The sequence below is a fragment of the Nitrospira marina genome (assembly GCF_059568365.1).
Window position 1 is genome coordinate 4,467,024 of record NZ_JCANTH010000001.1, and the last position, 16,202, is coordinate 4,483,225.

Annotated in this window: 12 protein-coding genes and 1 tRNA gene; 12 read left to right on the forward strand and 1 reads right to left on the reverse strand. The window is 51.0% G+C overall.

All coding sequences use genetic code 11. The features are described from left to right. Positions 1 to 31 precede the first annotated feature (31 nt). Positions 32 to 667, reverse strand: a complete 636-nt coding sequence (locus LX98_RS19330) for a hypothetical protein (protein WP_496430394.1) — start codon at positions 665 to 667, stop codon at positions 32 to 34. Positions 668 to 754: 87 nt separating this feature from the next. On the opposite strand from LX98_RS19330, the gene LX98_RS19335 reads away from it, so the two are divergent. The 12 genes from LX98_RS19335 to LX98_RS19390 all read left to right on the forward strand — a co-directional run bounded on the left by LX98_RS19335 (position 755) and on the right by LX98_RS19390 (position 15,936). Continuing rightward, positions 755 to 831 (forward strand) — tRNA-Met (locus tag LX98_RS19335). 428 nt (positions 832 to 1,259) lie between these two features. After that, positions 1,260 to 2,378, forward strand: a complete 1,119-nt coding sequence (locus LX98_RS19340; protein ID WP_496430395.1) for a glycosyltransferase — start codon at positions 1,260 to 1,262, stop codon at positions 2,376 to 2,378. Then, positions 2,378 to 4,216, forward strand: a complete 1,839-nt coding sequence (locus tag LX98_RS19345; RefSeq protein ID WP_496430396.1) for an NAD(P)-binding protein — start codon at positions 2,378 to 2,380, stop codon at positions 4,214 to 4,216. Before LX98_RS19340 ends, LX98_RS19345 begins: the two co-directional genes overlap by 1 nt. Before the next feature lie 34 nt (positions 4,217 to 4,250). Next, positions 4,251 to 4,559 (forward strand): hypothetical protein, encoded by a 309-nt coding sequence (locus tag LX98_RS19350; protein WP_496430397.1) that lies wholly within the window; start codon positions 4,251 to 4,253, stop codon positions 4,557 to 4,559. A 420-nt stretch (positions 4,560 to 4,979) separates the two neighbouring features. Then, positions 4,980 to 5,768, forward strand: coding sequence for a methyltransferase domain-containing protein (locus tag LX98_RS19355; protein WP_496430398.1), 789 nt, complete (start codon positions 4,980 to 4,982; stop codon positions 5,766 to 5,768). 63 nt (positions 5,769 to 5,831) lie between these two features. Further along, positions 5,832 to 7,229 carry a phenylacetate--CoA ligase family protein gene (locus LX98_RS19360; protein WP_496430399.1) on the forward strand — a complete coding sequence of 466 codons (1,398 nt, stop codon included), beginning with the start codon at positions 5,832 to 5,834 and terminating at the stop codon, positions 7,227 to 7,229. Next, on the forward strand, positions 7,230 to 8,570 hold the full coding sequence (locus LX98_RS19365; protein ID WP_496430400.1) for a phenylacetate--CoA ligase family protein: 1,341 nt from the start codon (positions 7,230 to 7,232) through the stop codon (positions 8,568 to 8,570). Positions 8,571 to 8,685: 115 nt separating this feature from the next. After that, the gene (locus LX98_RS19370) at positions 8,686 to 9,831 is read left to right on the forward strand and encodes a hypothetical protein (RefSeq protein WP_496430401.1); all 1,146 of its coding nucleotides are present in this window, start codon (positions 8,686 to 8,688) and stop codon (positions 9,829 to 9,831) included. Between the two features lie 243 nt (positions 9,832 to 10,074). Continuing rightward, entirely contained in the window at positions 10,075 to 11,964 is a 1,890-nt protein-coding gene (gene asnB / locus LX98_RS19375) for an asparagine synthase (glutamine-hydrolyzing) (protein ID WP_496430402.1), read from the forward strand. Then, positions 11,961 to 13,325 (forward strand): phenylacetate--CoA ligase family protein, encoded by a 1,365-nt coding sequence (locus tag LX98_RS19380; protein WP_496430403.1) that lies wholly within the window; start codon positions 11,961 to 11,963, stop codon positions 13,323 to 13,325. Before asnB ends, LX98_RS19380 begins: the two co-directional genes overlap by 4 nt. 561 nt (positions 13,326 to 13,886) lie before the next feature. After that, positions 13,887 to 15,185 carry a hypothetical protein gene (locus LX98_RS19385; RefSeq protein WP_496430404.1) on the forward strand — a complete coding sequence of 433 codons (1,299 nt, stop codon included), beginning with the start codon at positions 13,887 to 13,889 and terminating at the stop codon, positions 15,183 to 15,185. Continuing rightward, positions 15,175 to 15,936, forward strand: coding sequence for a methyltransferase domain-containing protein (locus LX98_RS19390; protein WP_496430405.1), 762 nt, complete (start codon positions 15,175 to 15,177; stop codon positions 15,934 to 15,936). The genes LX98_RS19385 and LX98_RS19390 overlap by 11 nt, the downstream gene beginning before the upstream one ends. The last annotated feature ends 266 nt before the right edge of the window (positions 15,937 to 16,202 follow it).

The window sequence follows — 16,202 nt, forward strand, 5'->3', positions numbered from 1 at the left end:
TAAGAGGGTGGCCATTGTGTTTGGGAAGTTTTTAAGGGCCCGCCGACTTAACTGAATCTCGCAAGGGAGGAGTCAAGACGTCCAGTAATTCCTGATAAACCTGAGTCAGGCGGGAATCCTCAAGCCGGTAGGCAAACGACAACAAAATCAAGCCTCCTGCCAGCACTAATAAGCCCAATGCGGTCATCCCGACCACCCAAAATACTCCCCCGACTGTGCTTATCCCTCCATCAAGAATAAACAGAACGACAAACGTGAGAGTGCCTCCAATGACAAAGAGTAACCATAAGAGGGTGAGAATAGCTGATGACCAGGGTATACGCTTGGACAAATGCAGCAGGAGTTGGCTGCCATCTGAACTTACATCGATTGTCCCCTTTAATGGCCATGCGGTGCGAAACCGCAGGGAAAAGAGTTGATAGTATGGGCGGATCACGATGACCTGTCGGTCTGCGACCCAGCGGGCAATTCCGTGAGGCAAGGCAAGGGCGCCAGTTTGAAAGACAGTGGCAATAGAGGGAACAGATTGGGAGTCCAGGGCGTTCTTCCTGTGAGCCAATGGACAGCCATATTGGCAGGCCCAACTTTTCAAGGTGGTAAATTGATACCAATCGCCAATGATTAGACCAAGAAACAGCAAGATGGCAATGATTCCGGCAAATGTCATAGGACGGTGAAGATACCATAGTGTCTTCTTCTGCTACACTCCTGTTTTTGCATTGACTTCTCAGCCGCCCCTCCTCTACTATCGACTCGCGGGGTGGAGCAGCCTGGTAGCTCGTTGGGCTCATAACCCAAAGGTCGAGGGTTCAAATCCCTCCCCCGCAACCACCTCGATTCCCCATCAAAGAACTCTCATAGTTCCATTATGTTCTCCTACAGGTTATCCTGTTTTGAAACCAAAAAATGTATTCCCCATGAGTCGAAGGACCATGACCTTTCTTTTCCGATGAGCCCCCATTTTAAGTGGATAGTTGCTTATTTCTCTTGGGTTTACGTTCTGGCAACCGATAAATATTTTGTGGGGGTGAAAAGCAACCCCAGTGAGGACTGGTTGTTAGGTAAATAAGTTATGGACTCCCTCAATTTCTGACATCAATTTGCGCAGGGAAAAGAATTGACCATCAACGCCTCTTTCTTTTTGGCTCGGATTCTGGCATTCCTGAATTTTCAGGGTATTTGCCCACCTTTTTGCACTTAAGTGTCTGAGGTGCTTTCCCGGAGACATTTTCGTTTGTCAGACCAATAAGGCTTAAGGTATGAACAAGATTTTTCGAAATGAGGAAGAGCAGAAAGTCAGTGGTACGTGGAGACCTTCCTTGCCGGAAATAACTATTTCAATTGTTGTCCCTGTCTACAACGGGGGTGAGGCCTTTCGTCAATGCCTGATAAGTCTGGCTGCTTTACAGCCGCCTCCCTTGGAAATAATCGTTGTTGCTGATGGTGACTCCGATGGGTCCTGGCAAATGGCGAAACAGTTTGGTGCTCAGGTCATTCGACTTCCTATTACTTCAGGAGGACCGGCATACCCCCGAAACATTGGAGCACTTCAGGCCAAAGGCGAATATCTCTTCTTCGTCGATGCCGATGTGTGTGTGCATCCCGATACCCTGGGACGGGTGGCAGAAACCTTTCACAATAATCCAGATCTCACCGCGTTGATCGGGTCGTACGATGACACTCCTGGCGAATCAAATTTCTTGTCCCAATACAAAAATCTCTTTCACCACTACGTCCATCAAAAAGCCCAAAGGGAGGCTTCGACATTTTGGGGTGCTTGCGGGGCCATCCGCCGTGATATTTTCCTGGAAATAGGCGGGTTTGATGAAAAGTATCGTCGTCCTTCTATTGAAGACATTGAGTTGGGCTATCGATTGAAAAAGACCGGTTGCCAGATTCAGTTGTGTAAAGATATCCATGTGAAACATTTAAAACGATGGGGCATCTGTTCAATGCTCAAAGCAGATTTTTTTTACCGCGCAATCCCTTGGACAGAATTAATTCTTCGGGATCGCAGGTTCACCAATGACTTAAACATCCGGCATTCCGAGCGCCTTTGTGTCGTGTTGACGTATGGGCTCGTGGGGGCCTTGATAGGAGCGATCTGGTGGGGTCCATTGCTGGCGGTGGCGGCCTTGATCATGGTTTCGCTATTGATCATTAATGCACCCCTCTATCGCTTCTTTCAAAAAAAACGTGGGTTCCGGTTTGCCCTGCAGAGTGTTCCCTGGCATTGGCTGTACTATCTGTATAGTGGTTTGGCATTTGCCATAGGCCTGGCACGCCATGTTTTTTATGGGGGCAACCGGAAGGAGTCGACCATGCCGGCTCTTGTCCCTGAATCCTTCGATATCAATAGAACGTCAGGGAGGCAGTAGTGACAGCTCATCCTGTAGTGGTAATTGGCGCCGGCCCTGCAGGCCTTACGGCGGCCTATGAACTTGGGAAAAACAGTTCTTCCTCTCTTATTCTTGAGGCCGGGAAACAGGTAGGAGGCATATCACAAACGGTCAACTATCGAGACTTTCGTTTTGATATCGGTGGCCACCGATTTTTTTCGAAAGTGCCGATGGTGACAGAGTTATGGAATGAAATTCTCGGTGACAACTTTCTCCTTCGACCTCGTATAAGCCGGATCCATTACAACCAACATTTTTTTGACTATCCGCTTAAGGCCACTAATGCCTTGGCTGGACTGGGGGTCGTGGAGGCTCTTCTGGTCTGTTTCAGTTATGCCAAGGTCAAGGTGTTTCCAAATGCCCAGGAGGAAAATTTTGAACAGTGGGTTATTAATCGTTTTGGATATCGCCTGTACCAGATATTCTTCAAAACCTACACGGAGAAAGTCTGGGGGATTTCCTGTACCGAGATATCAGCCGATTGGGCCGCGCAACGAATCAAAAACCTCTCGTTGAAAGAAGCGGTTCGAAATGCCCTACTTGGTCAAAGGGGTGGGAAGAAGGGTGAAATCGTGACCTCGCTCATTGAACAGTTTCATTATCCTCGCTTAGGTCCGGGGATGATGTGGGAACGGTGCGAAGAATTGGTGGCTGGCTTTGGATCTCAGACATTAAAAGGCATGAAAGTCGAGCGTATCAGGCACCGCCATGGGCGAGTAGATTGTGTTTCCGCGCGAGCCTCATCGGGGGAGCATTTGGAATTCGAAGGCAGTGATTTTGTGTCGACGATGCCTCTGCGCGAGTTAATCGAGGCCATGGATCCTCAACCCCCTGAGAAGGTTGTAGAGGCCGCGCTTGGCTTGCGGTATCGGGATTATTTAACCGTGGTCCTGGTGGTAAACCGCGAAGATGTATTCCCTGATAACTGGATCTATATCCATTCACCTGAAGTTAAAATGGGACGAATACAGAATTATAAAAATTGGAGCCCGTATATGGTCCCGGATCCCTCACGAACTTCGCTGGGTCTTGAGTATTTTCTCTGGGACAAAGACGATGAGTGGACATGGTCGAACGATCGGTTGATCGAATTCGGTACACGGGAATGCGCCCAACTCGGGCTCATTAATCCTCGCGAAGTTGAAGACGGGACCGTGGTTCGTATGGAAAAAGCCTATCCAGTATACGATCATCACTATCAGGATCACGTCCGGACGATTCGACAGTATCTGGAAACATTTTCAAATCTTCAGACCATTGGACGAAATGGTCTGCATCGCTATAACAACCAGGATCATTCCATGGTGACGGGGGTGTATGCCGCCAGAAATATCATGGGTGAATCCCATCATGATGTATGGGCGGTGAATACCGAAAAAGCCTACCATGAGGAAGACCGTACGATTTCCGGCAGTGGCGGCGATCGAATGGTGCCTGTGCGGGTTCAGGTGAGCGGGGATGAACTTCCCATAGAAAATGAGGAAGAGTTAATCGAGATCGTGTTTGCCAAGCTGGATCCTGTCGCTATGGGTGTGGCTGTCGGTACCATCAGTGGTCTCCTCATCTTGATTGGGACGGTGATTTTGGTCCTCAAAGGCGGGCCGGTAGTGGGGCCCAACTTGTCTCTGCTGGGGAATTTTCTATTTGGTTTTCAGGTGACGTGGGGTGGTTCACTGATAGGTTTCCTAGAGGGAGGAGTCGGGGGGTTTGCGATAGGATACTTAGGAGCCTCACTCCGAAACTGGAGCATGAAGGCCTATGCGAAATTCATCCGATGGCGGGAGGAAGTGAATCGTCGTCGCAATCTTCTAGATTAGCTTTTACCAAGAGGCAGGGTCCTGGAGGAAAAATATGGAAACGGATTCCAAGGGTGATGAAGAACTTAGCCGGGTTGTAGCCAAAATTCAGGGAGGGGTATTGGCAGTAGTTTGTGGCCTGATGGGTGGATTAGGCCTATTTATTATGACGGTCTGGCTTCTTCTCGAGGGGGGGGCACAGGTTGGTACCCATCTTCAGTTACTTTCCAACTATTTCATCGGGTATTCAGTCACATGGCAAGGGAGTCTGGTAGGTCTTTGTTATGGGGCCCTGACCGGTGGGGTTCTGGGTTGGGCTATCGGGTTTATATATAACAGAGTTGTGGGAATCCGATATCGATAAGCGGCATTCCACTAGGATTTTTTTAATTGAATGCAGATGCGGAACGATTTTATTGGTTGCTTACCTGTAATAAAAAAATCGTTAGGGACTATCGTGTGGAGAAAATTCCGTACACCGAAAGTAAAAAAACATGAGATTTTTTTGAACACGAAGGCAGGCGGCTTTGTGGGTAGCCATCTGGTTAAGAGCTTACTGACCCAATATACTTCGTGATAGCCAGAGCAATAAGGGAAATTGAGGCCTTTTCTGTCGAGGTATTGACCGGGTCGGGTGAGTTCCTATAATCGGCAAGGCACTGAAAATTTTTGTCATTCTCTACCATCTGGGCGTCACTGTCTGGGTCGGGGCTTGCGAGGAAAATACGTGTAGACCAGACCTGAAGGCTTTACATTCCCATTAATCAAACATGAAAGACCCATCGTGATAATCGAAGGGAAGCGGTACTGGGATTCCATTGCAGACGAATGGATAATGACCCGCCCGGATCAGCTTTGGCGAAAACATAGCGATTCAATCAACCAATATCTGCTCTTCCGTTGGCTCCCCGAACAACCAGTAGGTCGATTGTTGAAGACGGACATGTTTGACGAATTGGTGGGAAAGGGCCTTACGCCTTTCTTGCAGGCCAGAGCTCATAGCGTCATTGGGATGGATCTTTCCTTCGGGAATGCGCACTTAACCTGTCGGGCCCAGACGAGCGTTTGTGGAGCCTGTGCGGATGTTCGCGACCTCCCGTTTGGAAACGAGTCGTTTGAGGTGGTGGTGTCGAATTCGACTCTGGACCATTTTCAAACCTCAGATGAGATTATCGTGAGTCTGCGGGAATTGCACCGGGTTCTTCGCAAGGACGGTCAGCTAATCCTGACATTGGATAATCCTGCCAATCCGATTATTGCGGCGCGTAACGTTCTTCCGTTCAAACTATTAAACCGGTTGGGTATCCTTCCCTACTATGTTGGTGCCACCTGCGGTCCCTGGCGGCTACAGAAATGGCTGTGGGAAATAGGCTTCGACGTGAAGGATGTCACAGCGGTACTCCATTGTCCTCGTATTTTTGCCGTGCTTGCTGCCAAAATCTTGTGCTCCTGCGCGAACAGTTCAGTACAGGAACGGTTTTTGCGATGGATTCAGGTATTTGAAAACATGTCGCGCTGGCCTACACGTTACCTGACCGGGCATTTTATTGCTGTTAGAGCTGAAAAGAGATAGAGCCAGCCTACGGTGGGCCTACGAGAATTAAAGAGTGTTTAGGATGCTTGGAAGTTGCCAAGTATGGGCGAATGTGGCTTGTCAGCCGGGTATGCGTATTGCCCACACGTTTTGTTAAATGAAAAATGCTATCAAAACAAACACGCAGCATTGAAACGAATGATGTTGTTGAACGGATGGAAAACTGTTCGGTTGATTCGCCAAGCCCTGGCTTCCAGTCGCGGGAGATTTGAGGATCTACGGCAATTACAAGAGAAGCAACTTCGGAACCTCCTCATGCATGCTTATCAGAACGTTCCGCTCTATCGAGGGCTTTACAAGGAGGCAGGGTATCATCCCGACGGATTCCGTTCGTTGGATGATATAGACAAAATCCCTATCCTTCAAAAGGATCGTCTCAAGCAAGCAAGTCCGGAAGAGGTCGTTGCACAGGGGATTGATCCAGACCGATGTGGAGTTGTTGAAACAAGCGGTTCGACAGGAACTCCGTTGCGTATCTATCTTGGGGCCTTAGATCAGCAGTGGCAGCGTGTGGTTGCCTGGCGCATTCTTTTCGAACATGGTTTCCGCTGGACTGACCGAACACTTGAAATTCGCATGGCTTTTGGTCGGCAGTTTTTCGTCCAACGTCTTGGTATCGCTCCGAAAGAATGGTGCTCGATTTTGGACCCACCAGAGTTCTGGGCACAACGCATAGTTGAGACGAGGCCGGACGTGATTGTTGCAGGGGCGGGTACGCTGCATGCCTTGGCCGAAACTGTCGAAACGCTGGGACTTAACCTGCCCTCGCCCCGACTCATCGTCTCCGATAGTGAAACCCTTTCGCCGGCCACTCGCCAACTGGTTCGGGGTGCGCTCGGAAGGGATCCTGTCGATGTGTACGGGTTGGTTGAGCTTTCAAATTTCGCATGGGAGTGCGAGCGTCGTTCTGGATTTCACGTCAGCGCTGATAGCCACATTGTGGAGGTTGATGCGCCTTCAGGGGAGCCTGGCCCAATCATTACCACAGCATTAGGCATGTGGACCATGCCGATGATTCGCTATGAAACAGGAGATTTGGCTGAGGTTGAGGCCACACTGTGTCCGTGCGGGCGCACTCTTCCTCTTCTTAGACGAATCTATGGACGCAGGGTAGATTCAGTCGCTTTGCAAGACGGCAGGCGAATCTTCTGGCCGTTTTTTCACGAGGTCCTTGGGCGCTATGACGAGTTACGCCAGTGGAGAATTTTGCAAGATGAGATAAATGAAGTCCACCTGCAAATCGTTGTGACCAATAACGCTCCAGATCTTCTTCCGAGGATAGAATCGGATCTTCAAGCTGTCTTGCCCGGTGAAGTCCATCTGCGCGTTGAGCAAGTCGAAGCGATCCCGTTAAGCCCGGGAGAGAAGACCAGGATGATCATCTCGAAGGTTGGGATGGCAAATGCGCAGCATCCTGACTCCGAAAGGCAAGAACACTAGATGGAAATTCTGCGAACATGGAAGTGCCTAAGGGATCTGAGAGCGAACGTCACACGGTCTCCCGCAAATCTCAGGTCGTTGCAAGACCATTTGTTCCGCGACGCTATCATCCATGCCTACGGCAACGTCCCCTTTTACCGGCGTGTTTGGGACGAAGCGGGTGTAGATGTCCAAGCCATTCGAGGCATTCAAGATCTGGAACGAATTCCAATCATCACCGCTCCAATGGTTCGAGAATCTGCAAAACGTGGTGAGTTGCTGGCGCGGGGGGTGGACACCTCGTCCTGCACCTATCTTGAGACCAGCGGCTCATCCGGTGCAGCACTACGGATTTGGAAACGGCCGCTCGAGGAACGCGTGCGGAGAGCCGTGGGACTGCGGATATGGTTTGAACACGGATTCCGCTGGCGCCATAACACGGCGCATTTTCAGATAAAGCCGGGTCCCTCACACATCCTGCAACGCTTCGGTATTTCTCGGAAGACGTGGATCTCGACGGAACGATCCATCGAGGACCAGTTGGCACAGTTGTTGGAGGCAAAGGCTGATGTAGTGGTTGGAACGGCGACAGCCCTTCGCCGCATTGCGCGAACGAGCGAAGCGGTTCAGATCGCACTTAAGCGGCCACGTGTGGTGTTTTGCGCAGGAGAGTTGGTGGATGCTGAAACCCGTCAATTGGTCACCAGAGTTTTCGGCCGTGAACCGGTCGGGCTGTATGGCCAGACCGAGGTCGGGTATATCGCCTGGCAATGCGAACACCGTGGGTCGTTCCATGTGAATGCGGATACACATTTTGTTGAAGTATTGCGGGATGGGACACCGGCCCATCCGGGCGAATTAGGGACAATTGTCGTGACAGATTTGCGCGCCCGGACCATGCCACTCATACGCTACAACACGGCTGATCTGGCCATAGCTGCATCAGGTGGATGTTCCTGCGGTCGGCAACTACCTTTGATGGGTTCAATTGAAGGGCGGGAACGAGCCTCAATTTTACTCGGAGACGGGCGTCTCCTTACGACCCGAAAGATACTTGACCACCTCGCGGGAACACTCCACCTCGGAGAGTACCGCCTGTATCAGGAAAGTCTAAAAAAGTTTCGGCTCGAGCTCACCTGTCACGCCCTCGTCGGCCATCCAGGGATCGATGACGTAGACCCTGGTTCGCATGTCCATCTGACTGTTCTGGGTCATCTCCGCAAGCTCCTTGGTGAGGTCGATCTATCGATCAGGATTGTAAAGCCATGGCCGTCAGATGGCACGGGCAAGACCCATGCAATCTTTTCAGGGGTCAATCTCAACGAGGGTTCTCTCAGAGACACCACGGGAGCAGCATCTTGAATCGCGACATTATCATGATTTTGTGGAAACTACGACAGAGGGAACCTTGCGAATGTGGTTGCGGCCAGTCGAAACAAAAACAGTGGGCACGGATAGGATGAATCAATTAAAAAACATGATGATAGAGTGGGTCATCTCCCGCCTTTCCGGCAAGGCACAAACCTTGATTCCGCGATATGGTTTTTACGCGTGGGCGTGCCTGGGGTTACGAGGGGTCCCAGTTGTGTTGTTGAGGGGGCCCACCCTTCATTCCGGTCAAATCGGGACACTATTGGTGGCGGGCCATGATCCCTGGGTTGCCTATTTGCCAAACAGGTTTTTCATTGAGGAGCCCCAACGCGAGCTGGTAGGAAATATGTCGTTACGGGACCTGCCGGCTCTGCTAGATCGCCTGCATGAAGCAGCCGATCTGACTATCGTTCGTGCAGACCGATTGTCAGCGGAAAAATTCTTCGGAAGGGAGTATCTCGCGGTTCCTGAATGGATTGACATGCGGCTCGCCGTTCCTGGGGATCTCGATGAGTTGGTGCGGAGGAATCGAAGTATCCGCGAGGATATGCGTCTGGTCCGCAAACATCAGTTGCAGCCATTGGTCACCGAAGGGGAGGAGCGATTTGACGAGTTTTTTGATTCCATGTACGTCCCTTTCTCGAGAGACCGTCACGGAGCCATGGCCATCATCAAAGGCCGGCAGGAATTACGGCGATTTATCCGAAAAGGGGGAATCCTCTGGGTTATGAGAGATAATCAGCCACTTGCCGGTGTTCTCTATGAACGAAATCAGGACACAGTTAACCTTTTGGCCATAGGCATGGCCTCGGGTGAACTCCCGCTGAAAAAAAGAGGAATTATGGCCGCGCTCTACTATTACAGCATCCAGCATGCCCGCCAGTTGGGGTGTGCTGAGGTTAATTTTAGAGCCGCTCGGTCTTCCCTGCATGACGGATTGCTTCGTTATAAACGAAAATGGGGAAATGCTCTGTTTGACAATCCTAATTCGTATTTTGATCTGTTGATCCGTTGGAATAGCGTAAACGGTGTAGTGAAGGACTTCTTCTCTCACACGGGCCTTATCTTTCGGGACGGAGGACGCTTGTCTGCAATCCATGCGGACGAATCACAGAGTCGCCGATCTCTCTGGATTGAAGGGCTTCATCGGCTCTACCTCCTGACCGAGTCCGGTCGCCAACCGGTGATAGATGAGGAAGTTCCCTTTAAACGTAACCGGAGTCACACCCGATTCTCAGCGACCCTTTCATGATGCTTGAGGAAGCATCGAGGGCCCTATCAACATTCCCCCACTTTGCGCCGATGATCAGTAAGAATATCTGTTGTGGCGAAATACGAAGTTCGAAAAATTCCTTTGCCTAGAGATATAGTTTCTGACTATAGGAATGCGCTGTATCCAGCCGTTAATTTGAAACCCAGCTACTAGGACCCGGACCAAACGCATTTTACCGAGGGTTGGCTAAGAGATACGCGACACACAAGATTAGGACTACCTATGTGCGGATTGTGCGGCGTGGTGTATTCCGATCCTAAGAGGCCGGTTGATCGGGTTATGCTTCATCATATGACAAACATGATGTCCCATCGTGGACCGGATGGGGATGGGTACTTTGTTGAACCGGGTATCGGTCTCGGGTTCCGTCGACTGAGCATCATTGATTTGGAAACCGGCGATCAGCCCATTTCCAACGAGGATAACTCTGTCACCGTTGTATGCAATGGAGAGATCTACAATTATAAGGAATTGCGTCAAGATCTAGAGGCTGCAGGTCATCGTTTCAGGACAAATTCGGATGTCGAAGTCATTGTCCATTTATACGAGGATTATGGGGTGCGTTGTGTGGATTTTCTGAGAGGCATGTTCGGCTTCGCCATTTGGGATTCCCGGTATCGCCGTCTCATGTTGTCCAGAGATCGGTTCGGTATCAAACCCCTAAGTTATGCCATCAAACCCGGTGCTCTGTTTTTTGGATCGGAGTTGAAGTCCATCCTTGCAAGCGGTTGTATTGACCGTCAGGTTGATGCCGGTGCCATGAAGGAGTTGTTTGCGGTGGGATTTGTTCAAGCGCCGAAAACCCTCTTGCGTTCAATCCGACGGCTCCCACCCGCGCACTATCTTCTCCATGAAAACGGGAAAATCACGATTCAGCGTTATTGGGATCTCTCCTTTCCATCAATGGGAGAGGAAGGCTTTCGACGGAGCGCCCAGGAATGGGCCGAGGCGGTGCGGGAAAAACTGGAAGAATCCGTTCGCCTCCACCTCCGAAGCGATGTGCCATTAGGCTGTTATTTGAGCAGTGGAATCGATTCAAGTGCTATGGCGGGATTGATGAGCCGAGAAATCTCGGATCCTATCCACACTTTTTCTGCGGCGTTTGAAGATCCATTGTTTAATGAGATAGGTCCGAATAGGATTCTCACAGATTTCTCGGGCTACAATCTCCCCAATCACATCACCACCTGCAGACCCGCCGATTTTGATCTGTTGCCGGAAATGATTTGGCATCGTGAAGATCCCAATATCTCATCGGGGGGCATCCCCCATATGTTGCTCGCCAGGATGGCCGCGCAGCAGGTGAAAGTCGTCTTGACCGGAGAGGGCTCGGATGAAATATTCGGGGGCTACCCTTGGTACCGGGTTGAGCGGTTGCTTGAACCATTCATCAATCTTCCACTCAGTGTGCGTCAACTCATTGCAAACATCCCGTTCCTGAGGAAAAAATATTCTCGATCAAGTCGGGCATTCGCCGCCCACGCGACGATGAACCGGTCTCGATACACCCAGATCATCGATAATGCCTCCCACCGAAGTTACGATGATCTTTTTTCCGATCACCTCAGAAACATCCAAAGTCCTTTCAGCGATTCAGAGCCGGATTCCTCTCTTCCGAAGGATTTTGAACGATGGTGTCGTTTTGCTCAATTACAGTACTTGGATATCAATGTTCGTCTTTCGGATTTCATCACGAGAACCCTGGATGCCGCCTCCATGGCTTATGGCCTGGAGGCACGCGTGCCATTCCTTGATCATGAATTTGTCGAATTATGCAGCCAGATTCCACCCGAGTTGAAGATGCGAGGGCTTCAGGAAAAGCATATTCTTCGACGGGCCCTGGAAGGTGTCTTACCCGCGGAAATTCTGAAAAGAAAGAAAAGGGGGCTTTCAGCCCCATTCTGGCCATGGCAAGGTCGTTTGCCGGAATTTGTCGCAGAAGCTCTTTCCGAAAACAGGCTCCACACCAAAGGGTATTTCAATCCTCATTATGTTCGACACATGCTTCAGCAACATCAATACGGCAAGCCCAATTTTGGAAGAGAGTTAATCGGTGTCCTCAATATTCAATTATGGGATGACCTATTTGTCCAAGGGTGCCGTTCGTCATGAGATGCACGAGTGTGTTGGCTCCCAATCCTGTGTCGACGCTCTATTCCATGCTTCGCCATCCGCATGTCGGACGGGAGCAGCTTGTGGCCTTTCAAAACGAACGAGTTTGCCGGTTGGTCGCACATGCCTATAGCCATGTACCCTATTACCGTGGGCTTTTTGATCGACATGGACTGAAACCCCAGGATATCCGAACGGTCGAGGATCTGGGGGCCGTGCCCATTACCTCCAGGAGTGTTTTGCAAGCCTTGCCGGTCGAAGAAATCATCGCTCGGAATGTGGACCCGGTGTCTTTGATCACCCGCTCTTCCAGCGGGTCCTCCGGGCGACCATTTATTGTGCGCCGCACTTGGCTGGAGGAACGCCTTCATGGGGCCTTTCGGTGGCGTGCGCTCCATGCGTTGGGCCTCCGTTCGAGCGACAAGATTTGTTATGTAATGGGGAATTGGAATATCCAACGACAGGACCAACTCGCCAAGCGTATCCTGGACTCCCTCGGGATGGCCCGGCGAAAGGTTATTGATGCCCTGCAGCCACCCGAGGACATTGTCCAGGCTCTTCAGAAGTTCAGACCTACGGTCCTGGGAGGGTATCCCGGCGTGTTGGCCAGGATCGCGCAGGATGTGAATCGCGACGCACTACGGTCCCTTCGACTCCACTTTGTGAATCCCGGTGGAGAAGTCCTGACGCCACTTATGCGCCAACAGATTCAGGACGGTTTTTCCGCGCCGGTCTATGAAACGTATGGAAGTATCGAGTTTTACCTTCTGGCCTGGGAATGCCCAACAACCGGGGAGTATCACTCATGTGACGATAGCTTAATTCTCGAAGTGCTGCGGGATGGGGCTCCGGCGGGTGAAGGAGAAAGGGGAGAGCTTGTTGGCACCGATTTGCATTCGTTTGCGATGCCGCTGATCCGATACCAACTTGGCGATGTCGTCACAAAGGGAAGCCAAACTTGTCGATGCGGACAACCGTTTTCGACGATTCGATCGATCCAGGGACGTATGATCGATTATTTCGTGCTTCCCGGCGACAGGGTTGTCCATCCCTATGAGTTGGGTATCAGAAAGGTCCCCTGGATTCGAGAGTTTCAGGTGACCCAGGAACGCTTGCAATTCATTATCATGAAAGTCGTGCCGTTTCATAAACCCTCAGCCCAGGAGATGGCAGCGTTGGTTCAACCGGTGATTGCGTTGCTGGGATCGGACGTGCAGTTCCAGGTAGTGTTGGTGGACACAATCCCGAGGGAGGCAAACGGGAAATTTCGGGTCTATCGTTCTCATATTCGATCGGCTTATGACACATTTGCATGGCCGGATCAAAAAATGGTTCCTCCTGTAGTCAGTGACGACCGCTAATTCTCATTGTGCGGTGGATAGGGAAAACCAGGTGGCTTTTGCTTGCAACCTATCATGACATTTTCAAAGAACGCGGAAATCCTAATCATCAAGCGATGACAATCTTTCCACAGGCTCGTATTGAAGAGTCTGGTCATGTTGTCCGCATAGGCCGGCGGAAAGGACAGGGAGGATTTTTTGGGATACCTCAGGTTACCTGAGGAGCTTTTTCGATCCAGCGGCGGCTCTCATTCATATCGAAACGTCCGAAGTGTGTGCTGATCTCTGTGAAATATTTCAACTCTGGTGCGTTGTACTATCTCGATGAGAAAGACGGTTTTTTTGGAGACGTATCGCGCGTCAGGAAGCGGAGACACCTTACCGATTGACGAGCGGATGAGTTGCTCCGGTCATCCACTCATTACCAATAACCATGATGCCCTAGATAGTGTATGGTTGAAAATCCAAACAACTGCAACGGGCATCATTTTCGGTTTATAGAACAGGAACGCCGGTGACGTCGCCCTTGTTTGCTTGAGGTTGGTCATCGGCGTAATGAGTCTCTGGGAGTTGGAAATGGGCATGGCTAATCAGAAAATTCCCCGCTTCAACGACTGGGCGTGGTGGCTCTATGAGCATGCGCCAGCCGGCCTGGACCATGCAGCCAAGAGATGTGCCCCGTGGGTCTTGCCATGGATTGCGCTTCGCGTACCTGTGGCTATTCTGCGAGGGCCAACCAGACATTCCGAGCGATCGGCAATCATCGTAGTGGCCGGGCTTCAACCCTGGGCCGATTACCTGCCGCATCGGTTCTTTGCATGTGCGCCTCGTCGAGAGGTCGTTGGAGCCGTGCCTGTATGGGCCCTTCCTTCGTTCCTAAAACGTTTGGCTGTCGATGCGGACATAATTGTCGCACGGGTCGATCGTGTCTCTGCCCGCCTCTTCTTTGAAGACGGTTACCTTGTGGTTCCCGAAAGCATCGGCTGCCGACTGTCACTGCCGGTCGATCTTGACAAGCTTGCACGTGCCAGCCGTAGCGTGAAGGAAGATTTGGATACGCTCCGGCGTGAGGGTTTCACGATGGAGGTCTCACATAGGGAGGCAGACTGCGAGGTGTTTTACTCATCAATGTATCTTCCCTTCGTCCAGAAGCGGCACGGAGAGTTCGCCGTGATCCATAACGTGCATCAGCTCCGTCGAAAGTTTCGTCGTGGGGGACTCATCTGGTTGCGGCGGGGCGACCATCGCATTGCCGCAGCGCTGTTTGAGCAGGAGGGTGACGTCTTCCGTGGAGTGGCTTTGGGCACAGAAGGGGGGGATCTCACGTTGATGAAGCAGGGTGCTCTTGCGGCACTCTACATTTTCGAAATCAAGTGCGCCGAAGAGGGGAGATGTGCAAGCATTGACTTCGGTGGCACCCCGCCGGTTCTCAATGACGGACTTCTTCGCTTCAAAAGGAAGTGGGGAGTCCAGCTCATGGATGAACATCAGACTCCCTATGACTACCTGGTCCGGTGGGAACGACCGAATGAGCAGGTCCTCGAATTCCTTGCTGATGTGCCGTTAATTTTCAGGAACCACGGTCACCTGGCGGGGCTGACCGCCCTCAGGCTCAATAGCGTAGCCCACGAGGACCAAGCGTCTATGATGCATCGCTCGTTGTGGATCGCAGGGCTGCAGCGACTCTTTGTGGCGGTCCCAACCGGACGTGGTTCACAGGAAATAGGTGCGCTTCCCAGCCAGAATAGAGGCGGGATATCTCCTGTTGGCGGGACGGAGTTCTGCGATTTTGAACAGATTCTTTCTACGTTAGGAGGGAATCAGCGGACATCGTCAAAATCGCATGGGAATCCCGAGGTGGGCAAAAAGAATGCGAGGTGATTACATGTTTTCGGAATATCGCGCAATTTTCAAAAAACGAGGCCATCTATATCATCAAGCAATGATCCAGTACCCGAACGCTCGTGCAGAAGAATTTCTTCATATCGCCCGTATGGCCGACATGAAAGATGGAGATATCGTTTGTGATATTCCTTCCGGTGGTGGGTACTTAAGGCACTTTGTGGATCGGGCCACCGCTCTGTGCCATATCGAAACCTCAGAGGTGTTTGCCGCTCTCTGCAGAGCGAATGGCGCCCTCCACGTGTTGCTCTCAACTCTTGAGGATATTCCTGTCGAGACCGGGGCGGTGGATAACATTATCAGCCTCGCGGCCTTGCACCATGTCGATGAAAAAAACCGGTTCTTCTCAGAGGCTTATCGAATGTTAAGAAAGGGAGGGACGCTTAACATTGCTGACGTACAATCCGGGTCGGCCGTTTCCGAATTTCTGGACGGTTTTGTCAACGAACACAATACCATGGGACACAAAGGCACTTATATCTCCGCCGAAACTCAAACTGAGATCGAACGATGGGGATTTACCGTGAGGGAGTCTTCGTTGATCCCCTTTCACTGGGAGTTTGACTCCCCCCAGGCCATGGGACGATTTTCTCAACTGTTGTTCGGGATCGATAAAGCAGACTCTGCCCAGGTAGTAGAGGGTATCCGAAAGCACCTGGGCTATGATCTCGACAGCAACGCGTGTCGCATGAATTGGGAGCTGTTATTCCTCAATGCAAAAACGCCCTAGACAGCAATCGTGTCCGGCCATAATGGGTACCTGCTAAACAGGCAATAGCTCGGTTCGTAGGTGCTGCGAATCAGTAAAAAGATCCTCTTATACCAATGTCTGATCTTTGAGGATTCTTTAGAACATGAAGTTTGGAACTTATTTCATAAGCCGCGGGCAACAAACGACAACCAGTTCGTGCGTGAGCAAGTTTTCATCACCTATCAAGATATCCCGCATCCTATCTCATGGGCCACTTCATGGTTGTTCGAGTATTGAAGTCTTGA

Bases quoted from the DNA above. Each gene is read 5' to 3' on its own strand.
- LX98_RS19330 (WP_496430394.1), bottom strand. From the start codon at position 667: ATGACATTTGCCGGAATCATTGCCATCTTGCTGTTTCTTGGTCTAATC.
- LX98_RS19340 (WP_496430395.1), top strand. From the start codon at position 1,260: ATGAACAAGATTTTTCGAAATGAGGAAGAGCAGAAAGTCAGTGGTACG.
- LX98_RS19350 (WP_496430397.1), top strand. From the start codon at position 4,251: ATGGAAACGGATTCCAAGGGTGATGAAGAACTTAGCCGGGTTGTAGCC.
- LX98_RS19360 (WP_496430399.1), top strand. From the start codon at position 5,832: ATGGGCGAATGTGGCTTGTCAGCCGGGTATGCGTATTGCCCACACGTT.
- LX98_RS19365 (WP_496430400.1), top strand. From the start codon at position 7,230: ATGGAAATTCTGCGAACATGGAAGTGCCTAAGGGATCTGAGAGCGAAC.
- LX98_RS19370 (WP_496430401.1), top strand. From the start codon at position 8,686: ATGATGATAGAGTGGGTCATCTCCCGCCTTTCCGGCAAGGCACAAACC.
- asnB (WP_496430402.1), top strand. From the start codon at position 10,075: ATGTGCGGATTGTGCGGCGTGGTGTATTCCGATCCTAAGAGGCCGGTT.
- LX98_RS19380 (WP_496430403.1), top strand. From the start codon at position 11,961: ATGAGATGCACGAGTGTGTTGGCTCCCAATCCTGTGTCGACGCTCTAT.
- LX98_RS19385 (WP_496430404.1), top strand. From the start codon at position 13,887: ATGGCTAATCAGAAAATTCCCCGCTTCAACGACTGGGCGTGGTGGCTC.
- LX98_RS19390 (WP_496430405.1), top strand. From the start codon at position 15,175: ATGCGAGGTGATTACATGTTTTCGGAATATCGCGCAATTTTCAAAAAA.